Source organism: Vibrio sp. 03_296, assembly GCF_002265885.1.
Genome location: NZ_NPKW01001130.1, coordinates 1 through 775, shown reverse-complemented (window position 1 = coordinate 775; position 775 = coordinate 1). Strand labels below are relative to the sequence as shown.

1 protein-coding gene is annotated in these 775 nt (G+C 41.9%); it reads right to left on the bottom strand.

Annotated features, from left to right (window positions below; genetic code table 11):
• Window positions 1–132: 132 nt before the first annotated feature.
• Window positions 133–255, bottom strand: a complete 123-nt coding sequence (locus CIK04_RS30305; protein WP_080721959.1) for a DUF3265 domain-containing protein — start codon at window positions 253–255, stop codon at window positions 133–135.
• Window positions 256–775 lie beyond the last annotated feature (520 nt).

Sequence of the window (775 nt, the reverse complement as noted above, 5' to 3'; positions counted from 1 at the left end):
TTGCGATTGATAAGCTTGTTGTAAAACGGCATACATTGGCATGCAAGCCGACCGAAACAAACTAGTGAAAACGAGCCAAAAGCTAAAAACAACTTCATAAAACTACCCTTGTTCAATCCACTGACCATTCACCTAACGCTGCGTTAAGGGGTGAATGCCGCCTAAACCAAGTTTCCGCACACCACTTACACCACCAAAACTCACTGCAAACCAAAAATGCCATGCGGCATGAATCCCTCTTGAACGCCTTGTTATGCACGATCCCGATCAACCAAGAAGCCATTAAGAATCTTAGCTATTAGCCAAATAACGGGTATAGAAACTAAGGTCACATTAATACACCAGAACAACCACAACCCAGCTAAGTATCCAAAGTCAATATGACTTCCCGAATGATATTGATGCTGCGGATTGTGTTTCCATGCAGCGTATAAAATCACAAAACCTACAAAGCATCCAAGACAAAAGCTAAGTAAGCTAGCTATTTTGAAAGGTCTCATTTTTCACCTGGTGCATAACGCCCAATTAAGGTGTGAGGCACGCAATACCAATGCTTACGCATACCAYCTTAATCACTACAAACCACGCACAMCAAAATGCCACGCGTGCCGAATCACTCTTAAATTGTTTGTTATGCTGGTCCGTTATGTAGCTGCAGAATTTCTTCTAATACCTTATCAGGGTCACGTCCAGTTATGATGTATTTATTACATTGCGTCCATGTTAAGGAATTTGCTGCACCCCGATGGTTTAAGCTATAGTAGCATCCATCTTT